Annotated in this window: 19 protein-coding genes; 16 read left to right on the forward strand and 3 right to left on the reverse strand. The window is 37.2% G+C overall.

What is annotated here, in order from left to right; genetic code table 11:
- The first annotated feature begins 98 nt into the window (after positions 1 to 98).
- The 9 genes from HHO41_RS05520 to HHO41_RS05560 all read left to right on the forward strand — a co-directional run bounded on the left by HHO41_RS05520 (position 99) and on the right by HHO41_RS05560 (position 10,833).
- Positions 99 to 1,673: an ATP-binding protein gene (locus HHO41_RS05520; protein ID WP_169096293.1), complete on the forward strand. Its 1,575-nt coding sequence runs from the start codon at positions 99 to 101 to the stop codon at positions 1,671 to 1,673.
- Positions 1,674 to 1,699: 26 nt separating this feature from the next.
- Positions 1,700 to 2,371 carry a response regulator gene (locus HHO41_RS05525; RefSeq protein WP_169096295.1) on the forward strand — a complete coding sequence of 224 codons (672 nt, stop codon included), beginning with the start codon at positions 1,700 to 1,702 and terminating at the stop codon, positions 2,369 to 2,371.
- A gap of 180 nt (positions 2,372 to 2,551) precedes the next feature.
- Positions 2,552 to 3,784, forward strand: coding sequence for an ATP-binding protein (locus HHO41_RS05530; protein ID WP_169096297.1), 1,233 nt, complete (start codon positions 2,552 to 2,554; stop codon positions 3,782 to 3,784).
- A 199-nt stretch (positions 3,785 to 3,983) separates the two neighbouring features.
- The gene (locus tag HHO41_RS05535) at positions 3,984 to 5,015 is read left to right on the forward strand and encodes a 4Fe-4S binding protein (RefSeq protein WP_169096299.1); all 1,032 of its coding nucleotides are present in this window, start codon (positions 3,984 to 3,986) and stop codon (positions 5,013 to 5,015) included.
- A 225-nt stretch (positions 5,016 to 5,240) separates the two neighbouring features.
- Entirely contained in the window at positions 5,241 to 6,392 is a 1,152-nt protein-coding gene (locus HHO41_RS05540) for an HD-GYP domain-containing protein (protein ID WP_169096301.1), read from the forward strand.
- A gap of 153 nt (positions 6,393 to 6,545) precedes the next feature.
- The gene (locus HHO41_RS05545; RefSeq protein WP_248278375.1) at positions 6,546 to 7,751 is read left to right on the forward strand and encodes a hypothetical protein; all 1,206 of its coding nucleotides are present in this window, start codon (positions 6,546 to 6,548) and stop codon (positions 7,749 to 7,751) included.
- A gap of 152 nt (positions 7,752 to 7,903) precedes the next feature.
- A complete protein-coding gene (locus HHO41_RS05550) occupies positions 7,904 to 9,037 on the forward strand; it encodes a DEAD/DEAH box helicase (protein WP_169096303.1) in 1,134 nt (377 codons plus the stop codon).
- 419 nt (positions 9,038 to 9,456) lie between these two features.
- Positions 9,457 to 10,596: a trans-sulfuration enzyme family protein gene (locus tag HHO41_RS05555; RefSeq protein WP_169096305.1), complete on the forward strand. Its 1,140-nt coding sequence runs from the start codon at positions 9,457 to 9,459 to the stop codon at positions 10,594 to 10,596.
- Between the two features lie 78 nt (positions 10,597 to 10,674).
- Complete coding sequence (locus HHO41_RS05560) at positions 10,675 to 10,833, forward strand: hypothetical protein (RefSeq protein ID WP_169096307.1); 159 nt, start codon at positions 10,675 to 10,677, stop codon at positions 10,831 to 10,833.
- A gap of 197 nt (positions 10,834 to 11,030) precedes the next feature.
- On the opposite strand, the gene HHO41_RS05565 is transcribed toward HHO41_RS05560, so the two are convergent.
- Complete coding sequence (locus tag HHO41_RS05565) at positions 11,031 to 11,399, reverse strand: DUF1360 domain-containing protein (protein ID WP_169096309.1); 369 nt, start codon at positions 11,397 to 11,399, stop codon at positions 11,031 to 11,033.
- A 185-nt stretch (positions 11,400 to 11,584) separates the two neighbouring features.
- On the opposite strand from HHO41_RS05565, the gene HHO41_RS05570 reads away from it, so the two are divergent.
- From HHO41_RS05570 to HHO41_RS05595, 6 genes are all read left to right on the forward strand, one after another.
- A complete protein-coding gene (locus HHO41_RS05570; protein ID WP_169096311.1) occupies positions 11,585 to 11,938 on the forward strand; it encodes a lmo0954 family membrane protein in 354 nt (117 codons plus the stop codon).
- A gap of 18 nt (positions 11,939 to 11,956) precedes the next feature.
- Entirely contained in the window at positions 11,957 to 12,601 is a 645-nt protein-coding gene (locus HHO41_RS05575; protein ID WP_169096313.1) for a PspA/IM30 family protein, read from the forward strand.
- A gap of 166 nt (positions 12,602 to 12,767) precedes the next feature.
- Entirely contained in the window at positions 12,768 to 13,502 is a 735-nt protein-coding gene (liaF, locus tag HHO41_RS05580; RefSeq protein WP_169096315.1) for a cell wall-active antibiotics response protein LiaF, read from the forward strand.
- Positions 13,499 to 14,545 carry a sensor histidine kinase gene (locus HHO41_RS05585; protein WP_169096317.1) on the forward strand — a complete coding sequence of 349 codons (1,047 nt, stop codon included), beginning with the start codon at positions 13,499 to 13,501 and terminating at the stop codon, positions 14,543 to 14,545. The genes liaF and HHO41_RS05585 overlap by 4 nt, the downstream gene beginning before the upstream one ends.
- Positions 14,538 to 15,170, forward strand: a complete 633-nt coding sequence (locus HHO41_RS05590) for a response regulator transcription factor (RefSeq protein WP_169096319.1) — start codon at positions 14,538 to 14,540, stop codon at positions 15,168 to 15,170. Before HHO41_RS05585 ends, HHO41_RS05590 begins: the two co-directional genes overlap by 8 nt.
- 148 nt (positions 15,171 to 15,318) lie before the next feature.
- The gene (locus tag HHO41_RS05595; protein ID WP_169096321.1) at positions 15,319 to 16,659 is read left to right on the forward strand and encodes a polysaccharide biosynthesis protein; all 1,341 of its coding nucleotides are present in this window, start codon (positions 15,319 to 15,321) and stop codon (positions 16,657 to 16,659) included.
- A gap of 53 nt (positions 16,660 to 16,712) precedes the next feature.
- Here the strand turns inward: HHO41_RS05595 and HHO41_RS05600 are convergent, their stop codons facing one another.
- Together HHO41_RS05600 and mscL are read right to left on the reverse strand one after the other, a co-directional pair.
- Positions 16,713 to 17,348, reverse strand: coding sequence for a Bax inhibitor-1/YccA family protein (locus HHO41_RS05600; protein WP_169096323.1), 636 nt, complete (start codon positions 17,346 to 17,348; stop codon positions 16,713 to 16,715).
- A 76-nt stretch (positions 17,349 to 17,424) separates the two neighbouring features.
- Positions 17,425 to 17,820 (reverse strand): large conductance mechanosensitive channel protein MscL, encoded by a 396-nt coding sequence (gene mscL, locus HHO41_RS05605; RefSeq protein WP_169096325.1) that lies wholly within the window; start codon positions 17,818 to 17,820, stop codon positions 17,425 to 17,427.
- Positions 17,821 to 17,978: 158 nt separating this feature from the next.
- Here mscL and queF point away from each other — a divergent pair, with 158 nt between their 5' ends.
- Complete coding sequence (queF, locus tag HHO41_RS05610) at positions 17,979 to 18,476, forward strand: preQ(1) synthase (protein WP_169096327.1); 498 nt, start codon at positions 17,979 to 17,981, stop codon at positions 18,474 to 18,476.
- Positions 18,477 to 18,486: the final 10 nt, after the last annotated feature.

An 18,486-nucleotide genomic window follows, 5' to 3' on the forward strand; every position in this document is an offset into this window, starting at 1 on the left:
CCCTCAAAAAGTTGTTTTTTTAATAATATCATTTATTGGAATAATAAAAAATTTATTCGTGTTAAAATATAGTTAAGAAATTAAAGGGGAATTCATGAATGAGAGCACCCATACAATGGAAAATTACTGGTTTAATCGTGTTTATTCTAGGCTTTTCGTTAATCTTTCTTGGCATCATTTTAATTAACGAGTTTACTCATAAAGAACAAAACAAAATTCGTGAGAAGGCCATGCTAACGGCCAGAACGGTGGCTGAGCTACCAGAGGTTATTTCAAACTTACCTGAAAAAAACCGCAGGCAGGAAGAGCTGCAAAAAACAGTCGAAAAAATCCGAATGATTAACAATGCTGATTATATCGTCGTAATGGATATGAATAAAGTTAGGCTCACTCACCCTATTAATGAGATGGTTGGTAAGGTTTCTGAAGGGGTGGATGAGGGAGCTGCCTTTGCAGAGCACTCTTATTTATCTGAGGCTAATGGGGAAATAGGGACAGTAGTGCGCGCGTTTGTTCCGATAATTGATGATGACCATCAGCAAATTGGCGTGATAATGGCTGGTTATAAGCTCCCAAGTTTGTTCGATACGCTGTTGAACGTTAAAAAGGAAATAGTGTTAACGGGAGGAATCACATTTCTATTTGGTGCTTGGGGGGCATGGGTGTTAGCTAGACATATAAAAAGAGAAATGTTTCAGCTTGAGCCTCATGAAATTGCGAAGTTGGTTGTGGAACGAACAGAAGCGTTTAATGCGATGCATGAAGGAATTATCGCGATAGACCGTGATGAAAAAATTACGATTTTTAACAATCGGGCCAAAGAGATACTTGGAGTAGATGGTGAAGTAATTGGCAGTGATATAACGAGAGTATTGCCGGAAACGTACTTGCCAGAGGTCCTTCATTCAGAAGAGCCAATTTACAATAAAGATTTATATATTAATAACTTGATGATTGTCAGCAATCGTATTCCGATTAAAGTTGATAACAAAATCGTCGGGGCGATTGCAATCTTTCAGGATCGTACAAAAGTAAAAAAACTGGCAGAAGAATTGACAGGGGTAAAAGCATTTGTGAACGCCCTGCGTGTCCAAAATCATGAACATATTAATAAGCTTCATACTATTGCTGGTCTAATTCAATTGGGCAATCGTGATAAAGCATTGCAATATGTTTTTCAAGTGACGGAAGAGCAGGAGGAGTTGACCCGTTTTTTGAGCAAAAATATACACGATGATAGTCTGTCTGGTTTATTGTTGAGTAAGGTGAGTCGAGGTAAAGAGCTAGGGGTTCAGGTTATTATCGATCGTAATAGTTATTTTGGCAATTTTCCCAACCAACTCGACCATCATGATTTTGTTTTAATGCTTGGAAATTTGATTGAAAACGCTTATGATTCGTTTCAACAAATTCAGAATGATAGTAAAGAGATTTATGTAAGTATTAGGCAAACTGAAAAACTATTAAATATTTTAGTTGAAGATAACGGTTGTGGGATTAGCGAAGCAGTAATAGCTTCAATATTTTACTATGGTTATTCATCAAAATCAGGACCAAGTAGAGGAATTGGGCTTTATTTGGTAAAACAAATCGTTGATAAGGGGAAAGGCTTCATCCATGTGGATTCAGTTGTTGGTGAAGGGACATCGTTTCAAATCACTTTTGAACAATGATCTGGCAAAATATGGGGGTGGATGATATGTTTAAAGTAATCTTGATAGAAGATGATCCGATGGTCCAAGAAGTAAATCGAATGTTTGTAGATCGAGTTGAAGGGTTTCAGGTGCTTGGTGCAGCCAGCAATGGAAGTGAGGGAATCCAGCTCATTGAACGGATAAAGCCTGATTTGGTGTTGGTAGATGTATTTATGCCTAATCAAGATGGCCTTGAGACGATGAAGCAGATTCGTGCAAAGGGGTATGAAGTAGATGTCATTGCGATTACTGCAGCAAGCGATATGGATACAATTAGAACCTTCCTCCAGCAAGGAGCATTTGATTACATAATGAAGCCGTTTAAGTTTGAAAGAATAAAAAAAGCGCTTGAAAACTATCGTTCGTTTCGAGTTCAAGTTCGAAAGAAACAAAATATGTCGCAAGAAGAACTTGATGAAATCCTATTTCAAAAAGAGTTGGATGAGCAGCCTGATTTACCAAAAGGCTTAAATGCTGTTACTTTAAAAAAGGTTATTAGTTTTTTGACCGATAATTCCTTGCCTACTTCTGCGGAGGAAGTGGCTGAGGGGGTAGGGATTGCCCGTGTCACGGCCCGTCGATATTTGGAATATCTTGAGAAATGCGGAAAGGTCATAATCGATATTCAATATGGAGGAATTGGTAGGCCGGTTAATCGGTACGTATTCCAGAAATAGGGGTTAGAAACAAGAAGATATGATTAATAAATTTTGGGATACTGCAAAGTTTGTCGAATTTTATGATATTATGACGATTTTTTTCATTTAGTTGTAGAGAAATACCTCTCTGTAGATTAAAATATGTATAAGTATGTACAACTAAAAGGTTACATAATAGTCTTGAGGGGATTAGGTTTTATGTCGGACAATATGAATGGTGAAAACATAGTCAGTGAAGAAATAAAGTCTTCTAAGCTTTTTTTGTTGATGTATTATGTTATTTTTTTTGGATACGATTTGTTTTTCTATTTTATTTATCCTAAATTAAATAACAAGTCCATGGGGTTGCCTGAGGGTGGCTTAGGATATTGGTATTATATTATCATGCTGGGGCTTTTATTGATTTCTATCTATTTTTTAAAAAAGAAGAATCCATTTGTTATTAAGTATATTTTATCAATAGGGTTTATATTTTTAGAAATTATCAATTTTCTATTAATTAGCTATAATAATCCTAAGTATATTCATGATGGCAATGTAGTCGAGCTTTTCCTAATATTATACTCACCAATTTTTATTAATAAAAAATATTATTGGGTAGTTCTTACCGCCTTAGCAGGGAAATATGTTTTTTATACATTATATTTTCAGAGTTTACAGTTCTTGTTTCCAGTAGTTATTATGTTGGTCATTGGAATAGTCTCGTATATATTCTTGGCGCGTTTTACATCATACATTAAAACGCTGACCTCCATGTTCGAGAGGCAACGTCAAAATGAAAAATTGGCTGTTTTAGGCCAGATGGCTACATCGATTGGACATGAAATTCGTAATCCACTATCTTCATTGAAGGGTTTTACGCAATTACAACAGGAACGAGATAGTAGTGAAAACTCATTTTATCCAATTATGATACAGGAAATTGATCGAATTAATTCGATAGTGGATGACTTAATGATTCTAGGGAAACCGAAAACCAAGCACTTCGAAAGACATGATTTATATAAAATTGTTGAATATGTGATTAGTGTGACAAGTCAATTAGCGGAAAACACTAATACTAAGATTGTTGTACATCACAATGAAAAAATACCAATAATTGATTGTAATGAAAAACAAATTAAGCAAGCATTAATCAATGTAATAAAAAATGCTATTGAATCAATGCGATATGGTGGAACTATTGAGGTTAGTTTTGCAAGTATTGGTTCTGATAAGGTAAAAATAGAGGTACAAGATTGTGGTTGTGGTATAGAGCCTGAAAAGGTTAAAATGTTGGGCGAGCCTTTTTATACGACCAAATCAGAAGGAACTGGGTTAGGCGTGCTTATTACAAAGAAAATTATTGAAGACCATGGTGGAGAATTGAAGTTCGAAAGCACAATGGGAAAAGGTACAAAAGTATCGTTAATTTTTCCAGTAATAAAATAAAGTTTAATGTAATGAGGACTACCTTAAAAGGCAGTCCTCAATTTATTATTTTGCAGGGTATATGTATGATGAAATGATAAATATTCACATTTAATGACATCTTTTTGACAACATCTTGAAATCGCTGTTTTTGTGAAAAATATCACGCAACAATCCATCTGTTTTTCATTATAGTTATAGAAGAAAGAGGTGGACCAACATGAAAAGCAAAAAGCTTTACAAGCAGCTAAAAAGAAGACCGATAGAATTTGCAAGAGGTACTGTGCAGCTTCTATTTTTATTTTTTATCCTTTATGTCGGGTTACGATTTTATTTATTTTACCAACATTTTGCGACTTCAGGTGTAATGCCATTTGTTGAACGACCATCAGCAGTTGAAGGGTTTCTGCCTGTAAGTGCATTGGTTGGTTTTAAGGTATGGGTATCAACAGGAGAGTTTGACCAAATCCATCCAGCGGGGCTAGTATTATTCACTTTTATTGTTGGTTCTGGGTTGTTATTTAGAAGATCATTCTGTAGTTGGATTTGTCCAATTGGGACAATTAGTGAATGGACTGGTAAATTAGGAAGTAAGTTAACTAAAAAATTCTTTAAGAAGAAAACGATTGATTTACCAAAGTGGTTAACCTGGATCTTATCTCCAATTAAGTATCTAATACTAGCATTCTTTTTGAAATATATTCTTCTTGATATGTCACCAGCAGCTGCTCTAGATTTTATGTATAGTCAGTATAATGTAGTTTCTGATGCAAAAATGTTATTATTCTTCGTAAATATCAGCAGCTTTGCAGTAAAGGTTATTTTAGTTTTATTTGTACTATCATTGTTCTTTAAAAACTTTTGGTGCAGATTTTTATGTCCATATGGTGCAGTAATTGGCCTTGGATCACTATTGGGTATTACGAAAATCAAACGGAATGAAGATACTTGCATCGACTGTAGTGCGTGTACACGAGTATGTCCACAGCGCATCAAGGTTTCTGAAAAGAAAGCCGTGTTAACACCAGAATGTTCAGCTTGTATGCTTTGTGTAGAAGCATGCCCTGTGAAGGATACATTAACGGTTCAGGTGGCTGGGAAAAAGGTTAATAAATGGGTTGTACCAGCAGCATTCTTTGTTGTGTTTGCTGTAACTTATATAATTGCTAGATTGACAGGACATTGGCAGACAATCTTAACTTATGATGACTTTAAATACCTGTTTTCCATGCTAGATAATATTGGGCATTAATCTTTCTAAAACATCGGACTATTGTGGTTCGATGTTTTTTTATGCATAATTAAGTATAATTTCGACGGTTTGTACACAATTAAACAAAATGGTTTATTTGGTTATTAGTAGCTATTTTGTTATGATGAAAATTCAGCTATAATGGAGTCAAATGTCGATTAATGACGAATAATAATCGCCTCATTAGATTGGCTCAAGATAATAGCGAAAATGTGAGGTTTATTTATGGGTTTTAAACGAATAGAAGCAACAATTGTTACTGAAGAAAAACGCACGGTAGTTTGGTTTTTATGGCTTTTTTATTTGATTACAATTGGTTATGATTTAGGATATTATTTTATCTTTCCAAAGTTCTATGATACTGATATGAATTTTGCACTAATAAATATTGCAATTTATATTGTTCTTTTTGCGTTGATACCAATTGCATATCGTTTTATTAAACAGTGCAGGCAGGACCTTGTGAAATATCTGTATTTTATTAGTTATACTATTATCGTTCTTATTCAAGACATATTCACTTATTATGGTTCAAATTTAGATTATAAAACGGGAAATGGTGTTGAAGTATTTTTTATTCTGTTTTCTCCAATTTTTATTAATAAGCGATTTTATAAGGTTGTATTAGTAGGGACCATTTTAAAATACATTATTTTAGGTTTTATTTTAGGTACCACTAATGTATTGGCCCCGATTATATTAATGATGGTATTTGGTGTTGTTGCCTACATCTTTTTAAATCGCTTTACAGGCTATGTACGGGCAATTGAGGATTCATTTGACAAGCAATTACAGGGAATTGTTAAAGGCGTGATTGCAACACTTGAATTAAAAGATCCATATACACGAGGCCATAGTGAACGTGTCGCTTCATATGCGTTAATAATGGCTAAGGAGATTGGCAAATTTTCTAATAAAGAGTTAAAAGAATTTAATTATGCTTGCTTGCTTCATGATGTTGGAAAAATTAATATTCCTGATCAAATATTAATGAAGCCTCAAAGGTTAACTGATGAAGAATATGAAATCATTAAAACACATCCTACAGTTGGGGCAAAAGCTCTCGAGGGCGTTGAGGGTTTAAAAAACGGAATTCAAGTAATTCATTTTCATCATGAACGTTGGGATGGTAAAGGCTACCCGAACCAGTTGGCAGGAGAGGATATTCCGTTATTGGCGCGAATTACATCTTACGCTGATGCTTTCGACGCGATGACTTCTTCACGCTCTTATCGGGAAGCCATGCCATTAGAAGTAGCCTATCAAAGAATTATTCAAGGGCTAGGGACACAATTTGATCCCAATCTTGAAGGGATATTTAATAAATCCTTTCCGAAATGGAAAGAGTTTCATCAAAATTACCCATGGGTAAATTAATAATAAATTGAGAGGAGGTGACAAGCATGAAGATTCGTAAGCTAAAGAAAGTTAAAACAACATGCTGGTGGTGCATATTAATAGGCTATAATTAATGAAGTCGGAAGCCGAAAATAAAATGAGAAAGATTAATTGTTACAAAGGGTGTTTTAAATGAAATTTACCCATAATTCAACCTTGACATTACATCCAATCCAAATCCGAGAAGATAAAAAAAATTATATCGTCGAGGATACGGTCACGGGTGAATTCTTTGAAATGCCCGATATTTGTATTTATGCTATTGAAATGCTTGAAAATGGTGCAACCTTCTTAGAAATTGAAACAGAATTAAAAGCTGTTTATCCTCATGAAGATATTAATATGATCGATTTTGCAGAACAGCTACTCGAAATGGAATTGATTCAGGAAATCGATGGGCAACCATTCAATTTTGAAAAATCAATTCCTGAGCAGCAAGGTTTTTTATGGATTTCGGAAAGATTCTCGAAAAATTTTTTTAATCGCTTTTCTCTTTTCGGTTATATAATATTGTTTATCCTTAATATTGTAATCCTATTTATTAATCCTTCATTTTTTCCACACTTTAAAGATTTATTTGTTTTTGACACGATGTTGATAAATATGTTATTGTATATGGCCTTATCGTTATTGTTATTATTCGTACATGAAATGGGCCATGTAATAGCTTTACGAGCAGTTGGAATGCCGACAAAAATAGAAATCGGTCACCGTCTCTTTTTAGTTGTATTTGAAACGGATATGTCCTCAGTCTGGAGGCTGCCTGCAAAGGAAAGAAATGTGCTTTACTTGGCTGGACTTTGCTTTGACAATCTTGTCCTATTTTTAGCGTTAGGATCCATGCTGCTTTTCCCCAATTTACCTGTGGTCATGACAGGGATTCTAGGGGTTATAGTGTTTGATGTAATGATTCGGGTTGTATACCAATGCTGTTTTTATCTAAAAACAGACCTCTATTATGTTTTTGAAAATAGCAGTGGTTGCTATAATTTGCTTGAAAATGCACAGGTATATTTCATAGGTTTATTTTTCCCGAAACAAGCAAAATCGTCTAATGAAATGTTTCAAGGTGAAAAAGCAACGGTGATTGCCTATGGTGCTTTTTACTTAATCGGCATGGCCATTACACTGTCATTATTAGTATTTTATATTATTCCACAGCTGGTATATGTAATCTCGGAGACGAGACATTGCATTGCGCATCCGATTACGACAATGCATTTCTGGGATGGCTTGCTAACTATCCTGCAATTAGCATTGGGGATTGGTTTGTTACTATACTCTTGGATCAAAAAATATAAATTATTATTTAAGCGGAAGCTGCCCCAAAGGTCTTAAGGGTCAGCTTTTTTTTTTATGTAGTTAATTTTCTAGCCATTGCGACCGTTATTTCAAATTGTCATGAAAGGTCGATTTTTGCGAGAAAAGCTTCTGTATATTAAAATGAAACCATGTATTAATTAATCGGATCATAAATAAAGGAGATACTTATGCAAAAAATAATGAATATTGAACTGAAGCCATTTCTACAAACCGCTTGGGAAAAGGCGGGCTTTGAGCAATTGACGACTGTTCAAATGAAAACAATTCCATTCATCCTTGAAGGTCGAGATGTTATTGCTGAGTCACCTACGGGTACCGGGAAAACGCTAAGTTATTTACTTCCTGTTTTGCAGAAAATTGATGTGGAACGCCGTGGAGTCCAAGCAGTTATTTTAGCCTCATCTCAGGAGCTTTGTATGCAAATTCTCGGCGAAATTCAAAAGTGGGGTGAAGGAAGCGGGATTCGCAGTGCTTCCTTTATTGGCGGAGCCAATTTGAAGCGTCAGTTGGAAAAATTAAAAAAGGCACCGCAAGTAGTAGTTGGTACACCAGGCCGAGTTTTGGAATTAATCAAACAAAAAAAGTTAAAAATGCATGAGGTAAAAACGGTGGTATTAGATGAGGGTGATCAGCTACTAATTCCGGAGCACTTAACAACAGTTCGTTATATTGTTAATTCTCCATTAGCTGATCGTCAAGTGTTGGTTTTTTCCGCTACTTTACCGGCAGTAACAGAGGACCTTGCGAGAGGGCTAACAAATAATCCTGAGCTTGTAAAAATCACGAGAGATGAAACGATTAAGGCTGAGAAAGTCGATCATGTTTATCTTGTTTGCGAACAGCGTGAGAAACTTGAATTGCTGCAAAAGGTGGCTCGATTATCGGGAATTAAGGCTTTAGCTTTTATGAACGATATTGGTGCAGCAACGGTTGCGGTTTCGAAAATGAACTTTAAAGGCATTTCTGCGGGTGTGTTACATAGTGAGTTGAAAAAGCTGGACCGTCAATCAGCACTTAAACAATTCCGAGATGGGGAATCATCAATGTTGATTGCTACAGATGTTGCAGCACGCGGCTTGGATATTAAAGGGATTACCCATGTTGTTCATGTGGATTTTCCGAAAGAGATAAATCAGTATGTACATCGTTCAGGACGTACCGGCCGTTTTGGTGCGAGTGGTATGGTTATTGCCTTAGTAACTGAACGGGAAGAGCGTGAGTTAAAGAAATTTTATCGGGAGCTCGGATTGTCGGGGCAGAAAAGGGTATTTTTTAAAGGTGAACTAGTTTCTGAGAAGTAAGAATCGGCCATTTTTTATATTATAATGGTTCTGTTTTTATTCAGTGTTCATTTTCGTGTAAGTTTGACAATTCATAAGCGGAAATTTTCCGGTTAATGTATCAATATGAAGCTTAAGAAGCAGATATAAACGGAGATATTCCGCTTAACTACTCTAAATTAGCCAAAAGCTAATGATTTGGAGAAGATAAGCGGAAAACCTCCTTTTATTTTTAAGGAAATATGGGTATTTCCCAATTTAAACGGAATATTTCCGCTTAGCAATCAAAACAGTGAAACCAACAGCCTTGTTTAACGCAGCCTAGAAAAAGAAAACAAATGTCGATTTTTCCAATCGGGATTGACGAAGTTCGAGGATATTGTTATATTCAGCATATATTTTCAGAAGAGTTTTTTTATTCATAAAAGAAGGTGAACAGGTTGGCCAGATTTGAAACAGAAGTATTACATAATGTAAAAAAAGGAAAATTGCCGGTCAAAAGTAAAGTAACACCTATATATCAAACGACTGCATTTACCTTTAGCGACCTAGATGAATTAGAAGGCTACTATCATGGACAAGGGAATTATTTATATTCCAGAGTTGGAAATCCAAATACGGATGAATTAGCAGAGGCAGTTTCGGGACTTGAGGGCGCACCTGCTGGAGTGGCGACTTCATCAGGGCTTTCCGCTATTATGGCAGGAGTTTTGGCTGTCGTAAAAAATGGTGATCATATTGTTGCAGCAGAGGATTTGTATGGCGGAAGCTTTCATCTTTTAAAAGAAGAATTAGCACAGTTTGGGATTGAGGTTACGTTTGTATCTTTCGCTGAGTTAACCCAAGTTGAAGCTGCGATACAGCCGAATACAAAGCTACTCTATACTGAATCTATTACGAATCCGTTATTGCGTGTTCAGGATATTGATCAATTCGTGGCGATTGCGAAAAAGCATGGGCTCATTACACTCGTTGATAATACCTTTGCAACTCCGTATCATTGTCAGCCATACGCAAAAGGCGTTGATCTAGTCGTTCACAGTGCGACGAAATATATTGGTGGTCATAGCGATGTAACAGCGGGGGTTCTGGTTGGAAGAAGTGATTTGTTAGAGAAGGCAAGAGCGAAAGTTGTTAATTTAGGCACGAATGTTAGTCCGATTGAAGCATGGCTGACTACGCGCGGTTTGAAAACACTAGCTCTACGAATGGAGCGCCAATCAAAAAATGCGCGAGCAGTTGCAGACGTATTAGCGCAAAATCACGCCGTGAAAAATGTGTACTATCCGTTTGATCAAAGTGAAAATGGCTATGGGGCCATTGTGACGATTGAATTGGGTAATACCGTTGATGTAAATGAATTTTTTAAAAATCTAGATTGGGTAAAAATAGCACCGACTTTAGCGGGGGTTGAAACATCTGTGTCACATCCTGTTATTACCTCTCATCGTGCTTTGCCACAGGAAGCAAGGGATGCATTGGGCATTACCTTTGAGGTGGTTCGTATTTCGGTTGGGATTGAGCATGCAGAGGATATCATTGCTGTCTTCGAGCAGGCAATAAATCGAGCAGCGAAATAAGTAATCGTGAAAGTAAGGAATAAACCTTCATTATCTGTCTCATACTACCTTTGATAATAAAATAAAGGAGTTGACAGTGTGGGCAGAACGAAATTAGGGAATGCAAACGCGAATCGTAATAATAATAGCAAGCTCGGAAATCGAACAAGTGAAGAGATGGTTGAATTTACAACAGGTGAAAAGGGCAGCAGACAGCCTGATATAAAAGATAAGAATATGGATCTTTCAAAAGATTAAGTTTTAAGGGTGCTCATTAGATGGGCGCCCTTTTTTGTGTGGAATGAAGATATATTTTGGCAAGTAAAATCGTGATTTTGGCAAGTAAATTCGAATTTTGGCAAGTAAATCGAGAAAATGGCAAGTAAATCAGAATTTTGGCAAGTAAATCAATAAAATGGAAAATAAATCAGAAAAACATTTTACCCCAACCCAATCTAATCATCTTTCTTCGCATAATAGTCCACTTTCTTAATATTAACACCCACAAATGTTTCAATAATGGCCTGAGCCCCGGCGATGGACAGGATGAAAACCAGGAACATTGCGTACTTAGGAGAAATTAAATAAAATCCCCCTAAAAATATCGCACTCCACACCCCAGCACACCAATAACAGTTTAGCAAATAACCAAACAACGTCCGCGGAACTTCCTTCATTTTCGGACCATGCTCGGTCTGTACCTCGATTTTTTTCATAAACGGTTTTCGTAAAAACTCGGTTATTTTATCAAAAACGATCAAGTGGGTAAGTCGATAGCTTGCCAAAATTAGCATGATATAGGACATCCAGGTGAGATCTTTCATGTGTTAAGTCCCCTTAAAACACAGCATTTTTCTTTATTTTTTCCTGAAAAAATCGCGATTATGTACGGGGGATCATCAGTCTTACCCTAACTAAGCCTTAAGTCCGAGATGAAAATCAAGCTTAGGCACGTTATGAGAATTTGGCTAAAAAGGTAAGATGAAAACATGAAAGGAGGAAGTCAAATATGAAAAAATTTGGTTTGTTATTAGCGGGTGGAGTTGCTGCAATCGTGTTGTTATCTAACTTAGGATCAGTGGTAGGTTTAGCAATCAGCTTGTTTATCTTATATTTCGTATTTAAAAAGTTTTTGAAGACCGAAAAGCTGTTTGCAAAGATTTGCTGGGGACTTCTCGGAGCATGGATTTTAGTGGCTACTGCAGCGAATGCTCCTGGAATTCTAGCAGTTGTTGCAGCTTACGTTCTATATCTTGTTTATAAAAATTGGAACAAAGTAAACCATCGCTCAGTTGTTGTAGAAGAAAGTGACCCTTTCACAAACTTTGAAAAGCAATGGTCTGAGCTTAACAAAAATTATTAATTAAGGAGAGATGATAAAATGAGTAACTTATTTACTAGAATCAAAAATGTTGTGTTAGCCGATCTTAATGAGGTTTTAGACAAAAAGGAACAAAAAAATCCAATCGCATTATTGAACCAGTACTTACGTGAAAGTGAAGCAGAAACTGAAAAGGTGCGCAAGCTTCTTGAACGTCAATATACTTTGAAGGATCAATTTAGCCGTGAGTATCAGCAAGCACTTGAAATGGCTTCTAAGCGTAGTCGCCAAGCCGAGATTGCAGCACAGGCGGGTGAAACCGAACTACATCAATTTGCGTTAAATGAGAAGCTTCAATATGAGGAACGCGCTGCTCACTTGAAGGAATCTTTGCAAACTGTATTAGGTCAGCTTACTGAGTTGGAGCAAAAGTATGAAGAAATGAAGCACAAATTAAAAGACATGCATATTCGTCGCATGGAATTAATGGGTCGCGAAAATGTTACTCGAGCCCACAGCAAAATGAATAAAGTACTAGAAAATCCAAGCTACTCTAACCACTCATTTTCAAAATTTAATGAAATTGAATCATATCTTGACCGCTTAGAGCAGCAAGTCAATAGCGCGTACTATCGTAATACAATTGATGCAAAAATTGCACAATTAGAAAAACAAACGAAAAACAACGAAAACATTTCTATCTAATCATTAAAACTGATATTCTAAAAAGGCGTAGGAAGTTTTCTACGCCTTTTGTACCACCCAAATATATTCTTATTAAAATAAAAACTAGCAGCCACAAAAAAACTCGAAAACAAAGTTTGTGTCTAGCTTCAGTCGCTTACGCTTTTCGAAGAAGGGAGGTTTGGTCATGCTAGGAAAAATCAAAAATGACTATTTCAGTTGGCTATTTTTAATCAGTCTAATGCTCCTATTGTTAGAGGTTTTGTTTTTTAATAAAGGCCTTATCTTCTCACTTCTAGTGGCTGCTGGAATGATTTATATTGGAAAGAAACGTTTGGAAAGGAAAAAGAGGAAATTCCTGTTTTGGATGGGGATTCTCTTCCTAGCAGTCAGTATTTTAGGGATGATTACCTTCCGCTTTCTTGTGCTTGCTGTCTTTATTTATTTATTAATTCAATTTGCAAATACGAAGAAGAAACCACATCTTATTATGCCAATTGTTAAGGAACCGTCAGAGCCTCAGGCGACAGAAGAACTTATTACTCGGGAACCATTGTTCAAAAATGTCATGTTTGGGGAACAAAAAACGCCTGAACACACTTACGAATGGGATGACATCAATATTCAAACTTGGGTTGGTGATACGATCATCGATATGAGCTACACCGTACTCCCAGAAGCTGAGAGCGTCATCTTTATCCGAAACGTGATTGGTAAAGTTCAGATTCTGATTCCGTATGATCTAGAAGTGAGTGTTCATCATTCAGTTATCGTCGGTAATGTGGATATCCTTCATTTCCATGGAGCGAGAATGTTCAATCAAAACGTTCATGTCCAAACCGCAGATTATGAAAAACAACAGCAAAAAATAAAAATTGTAACCTCACTATTAATTGGGGATATTGAGGTGAGAAGAATATGAGCATGGTCCAGAGACAGGTTATCATGGGAGTATTCATCTCGCTCATTTTGTTTTTGTTAATTTCGGCCGGCTATTTAATGGCCTTTCCACTTGAAGAATGGAGTGATTTATGGAATAGAGATATACTGGATATCCCTTTTATTTTCTCCGTTCCAAGTGTGAGCATTGCCATTGGTATTATTTTTGGTTTATTTACCGGTATAAATTGGCGGAGACAGCTGCAAATAGTTGATCAGTGGCTTCATGAGTTGGAGGAAGGGCGCTCGGTTGAAGTTACCTCACAAAATGGATTTGTTGAATTAGAATCCATTAGTAAACGTATTGCTAAAATCCAAAAGCAAATGACAGAACAAGTAAAGCTCTCGCAAAAGCTCGCGACTGAAAAGGTAGAAGGACAGGAAAATCAAATCCAAGAAATTATTTCGCAAGAGCGTAATCGACTTGCTCGCGAACTCCATGATTCTGTAAGTCAGCAATTATTTGCTGCCTCGATGCTGATGTCTGCCATTAATGAAACAAAAACAGAAAGCGATGACCGCGAGTCTAAGCAATTAAAGCTGGTTGAGGAAATGATACACCAATCTCAATTAGAAATGCGGGCATTATTGCTTCACTTACGCCCTGTTGCATTAAAGGGCAAAACGCTACAGAATGGCATGAAAGAACTGTTAAATGAACTGGCTCAAAAGGTATCATTGGCGATTACCTGGAAAATAGAGGAGACATCATTGGATAAGGGAGTAGAAGATCACTTGTTTCGAATCCTCCAGGAATCTGTCTCGAACACACTCAGGCACGCTAAGGCCTCAAAGCTTGATGTTTTATTAATTGAAAGAGATGACTTCATTATTTTACGCGTAGCTGATGATGGCATTGGCTTTGATGTTGAAAATCGAAAAGCTGGCTCGTATGGGCTGCAAAATATTTATGAACGGGCGCTTGAAATTGGCGGGACGATTAAAATCATCAGCTTGCCTAACAAAGGTACTCGTCTCGAGGTAAAAATACCACGGATGTTGGAAGGGGAGGAAAGCAATGATTAAAGTTGTATTTGTAGATGATCATGAGATGGTCAGAATTGGCGTGTGCTCGTATTTGGCGGCACAGCCTGATATAGAAGTCATCGGTGAAGCAGATAATGGCAAAACAGGCGTTGAACTTGCTCTTTCCCTACGTCCCGACGTAATTTTGATGGATTTAGTGATGAAAGAAATGGATGGGATTGAGGCAACTCGGCAAATTATCGAAAGCTGGCCGGAGGCAAAAATCATCATCGTAACGAGTTTCTTAGATGATGAGAAGGTATATCCAGCCCTTGAAGCAGGTGCTACCAGCTATATGCTAAAAACATCAAAGGCGAGTGAAATCGCAAATGCGGTTCGCGATACATATCTCGGGCAGTCTGTGCTTGAGCCGGAAGTGACCGGAAAAATGATGCTAAAAATGCGGCAAAAACAAACATTGTTGCCCCATGAGGAGCTCACTGGCCGTGAGATGGAAATTTTACTGTTGATGGCAGAGGGTAAAACCAATCAGGAGATTGCTGACGAGCTTTTTATCGCGTTAAAAACTGTTAAGACGCACGTTAGTAATATTTTAAGCAAACTGGGTGTTCAGGACCGGACCCAAGCGGTAATTTATGCGTTTAAACATTCTTTGGTTAAGTAGTTTGAAGAGATGTTTCCAATCGAGTTTAATATAGATTGGAAAAGGGTCTTAGGAACAATCCTAAGGCTTTTTCTGATTTTTTGTAAATAATCTCCTAGCTTGTCACATAAGTTTATTAGAAGGAAAGACAAACTGTAAGGAGAATCACATGAATAGCTTAGTTCGTGGTACTATGCTGCTGATTGCAGCAGCCTTCATCAGTGAGTGTGTTGAATTTCTTGTGAACATGGCCCTGGCGAGAGAATTAGGGGAGCGGGGCATGGGGCTGTATATGACGATTCTGCCGACCGTGTTCTTGATTTTCCTCCTTTCAAGCTTCGAGATGCCCGTCTCCATTTCAAAATTTATTGCCGAAAGAGAGACGAAATACCATCATAGTATGCTGCAGCATGCCCTTCGATTGGCGATTATTGTGACATGTGTTTTGTTTATTGCAGCTATGTTTATCCTTCCGTTCGTGCCGGTATTTGATCATTACGACCCGAGAGTACGCTGGCTTGTTGTTATCCTGATTCCGATTGTTTCATTTTCCTCGATTGCCAGAGGCTTCTTTATGGGAAAGCAGCAAATGGGGAAGATAGCGGTAGCGAATTTCTTACGAAAACTACTGCAATTAGGCTTATTGGTTTTCCTTTTCCAACTGTTTGAATATAAAATCCAAACTTCTGTGTTGATTGCCTTGTGTGCATTAATAGGAAGTGAATTAGTGGTCTTTCTTTATTTAATTCATATGTTTTATATTCAGTTTCGGCAGCTCAAACAACAGCCAGTGAAACATATTTCGGGACGGGAAGTGCAGAAAAGCTTGATGGCAGTTTCAGTACCAACGACTGGATTACGGCTGTTCAACGCCTTAACAAACGCAATTGAACCCTTCCTGATTAAGTTTGCCCTTGTACAATCAGGACTTACTGCAGCGGCGGCAACAGATCAATACGGTCTATTGGCGGGTGTGGCGATGTCGATAGGCTTCTTCCCAGCGTTCATTGCCCATTCCTTATTAATTATGTTGATTCCAACTGTTTCTAAAGCATATGCTGATTACGATTTTCCAAGGTTACGTAGATTGCTAAGAAATGTGATGATTGCGACACTCCTTTATGGAAGTGCGGCGGTCTCGATTTTCTGTATCTTTGCCGAACCGTTAACTTCTTTATTTTTTGACTCAAAAGCCGCAGCCTGGTATTTGCAGATGCTTTGGCCGTTCTTCTTGTTTCATTATTTCGTGATTCCGATGCAAGCTTATTTGATTGGCCTAGGGCTAGTAAAAGATGCGTTCATCCATACCGTTTGGTCGACGCTGTTTTCGTTTTCGCTGATGTACTTCTTAGGTTCGTCCTACCAGTTCCATATGGGCGGGATTATTATCGGAATGAATGGTGGGATCCTATTATTGACGTCCATGCATTACTTAACGATTTGTAAGAAAATCGGGATTACTTTCCGCGCAAAATCAAGCTTCGACGAGCCATTTGAAAGAAGAATTTAAACCACAAAAAAACCACATTCAGCATTTGAATGTGGTTTCGCTTTGAAATCTAATTAATCATCACTACCAAGGATCCCGAAAATGCGGAGGATATTAATGAATAGATTGATAAAATCAAGATATAAATTAAGCGCCATTAATGGTACATCCTCAGCGCTTACACCGTAATGCTTCATGCGGTTAAAATCAAACAATACATAGCCACTGAATACAAGCACACCGATGAATGAGAACGCAAGCATTCCGGTTGAGCTTAGCGGCCAAATCAAATTGAAAATGCTTATTGCAACGAGTGCTAATAATGCTGCAAAAAGCATTCCGCTTAAAAAGGATAAATCGCGCTTTGTTGTTGATGCGTAAACTGCCAATCCGGTAAAGACAACCGCTGTCGTTCCGAATGCCATAAACACAGCGTTAGCACCAATTATTGATAAGTAATAGGCTACAATTGGGTAGGTTGTAATTCCTGAAATAAACGTGAAGACATACAGGAATGTATAGCCAATTGCCTTGCGTTTTCTAAAGAAAAATGCGCTAATAAGTAGAATGAATTCAAGAATCATCAGCGGTAAAAATAGTGCTGGTGGAACGAATACACCTGCGGCCATCCCGATAACAGAAATTGCTAGGGACAATGCGAAAGTCCGGAGCACCGAAGGTAAATATTGCGTCTGTGAATGAGCGTACATTTTGTTCACCTCGTAGATTTGTTTACTTAATCATACGATAAAAGTACGAGTTAGTTTCATTTTTTTTTCAAAAAAGTTAAGGGTTTTGCTTGGATGATGCATTTTGCTTGAGAAGGTCACGGATTTCAGTGAGTAATTGCTCCTTATTGTCAGGAGTTGCTGTAGTAACAGGCTGTTCTTCTTGTTTCTTTTTAAAACGATTGAACATCTTTATAACAATGAAAATTGTAAAGGCAACGATTAAGAAGTCCACAACTGTTTGCAGGAATGCTCCATACTTTACTTCGGCATCGGCAACGGTAAATGACAATTTATTAAAATTAATCCCACCTAAGAGTAAACCAATTAAGGGCATGATTAAATCATTGACAAGGGATGTTACAATTTTCCCGAATGCGCCACCGATAATGACCCCGATTGCTAAATCTACAACGTTCCCTTTTAATGCAAATTTCTTAAATTCTTGAAACATGGTTGTCCCCCCTTATTTAAAAGCTCATTTCTATTTTACCTAATCGGAAATGTCTTAATCAAATTCTCGTGCTTAATTTCCATAATTGTCCGTTGACAGCCTTTTAAAATTTAAATATAGTATGGGGTGGTATTTCGTGTAATAAGGAGGTTTTATTCATGGCAGGAAGAAAAGATGAAGAACTTACTGAAATTACCTTGCTAGGTAATCAGGGAACAAAATATTTGTTTGAATACTCTCCGGAAATTCTAGAGGCGTTTGATAATAAGCATCCGAACCGGGATTATTTTGTGAAATTTAACTGTCCTGAGTTTACAAGCCTTTGTCCAAAAACAGGACAGCCTGATTTTGCGACAATTTATATTAGCTATATTCCAGGAACCAAGATGGTTGAAAGTAAATCGCTTAAGCTGTACTTGTTCAGCTTCCGAAATCATGGTGATTTCCACGAGGACTGTATGAACATTATCCTTAACGACCTGGTTGAATTGATGGATCCGAAATATATTGAAGTATGGGGTAAATTTACGCCAAGGGGCGGGATTTCAATTGATCCATATGTCAATTATGGGAAACCTGGTACAAAGTATGAGCAAATGGCGGAATATCGTTTAATGAATCATGATTTGTATCCTGAAAAAATTGATAATCGGTAAATATTAAAGG

Origin of the sequence: Bacillus sp. DNRA2, from assembly GCF_012843265.1 — a bacterium.
GTDB lineage: Bacteria > Bacillota > Bacilli > Bacillales > Cytobacillaceae > Bacillus_BU.